The following is a 335-nucleotide window of genomic DNA, read 5'->3' on the forward strand; positions in this document are numbered from 1 at the left end:
AAAGGGGTCTAACAGGTCCTCTTAACCTTCCAGCACCGGGCAGGCGTCAGTCCGTATACATCGACTTACCCGTCTTCGCACGGACCTGTGTTTTTAGTAAACAGTCGCTTCCCTCTATTCTCTGCGGCCACAACCAGCTCAACCACGTCGGTCACCAGTCATGGCCCCCCTTCTCCCGAAGTTACGGGGGCATTTTGCCGAGTTCCTTAACCACAGTTCTCCCGATCGCCTTAGTATTCTCTACCTGACTACCTGTGTCGGTTTCGGGTACGGGCCGTATATCCACATCGCTAGAGGCTTTTCTCGGCAGCATAGGATCACCAACTTCCCCCAAA

At 54.0% G+C, this 335-nt stretch carries 1 rRNA gene; it reads right to left on the bottom strand.

Annotation, left to right across the window (positions count from 1 at the left end):
- Positions 1-335 (bottom strand): 23S ribosomal RNA (locus HMPREF2857_RS00945); the annotation flags it as partial.

Source organism: Corynebacterium sp. HMSC076C10, from assembly GCF_001812455.1.
Taxonomy (GTDB): Bacteria; Actinomycetota; Actinomycetes; order Mycobacteriales; family Mycobacteriaceae; genus Corynebacterium; species Corynebacterium jeikeium_D.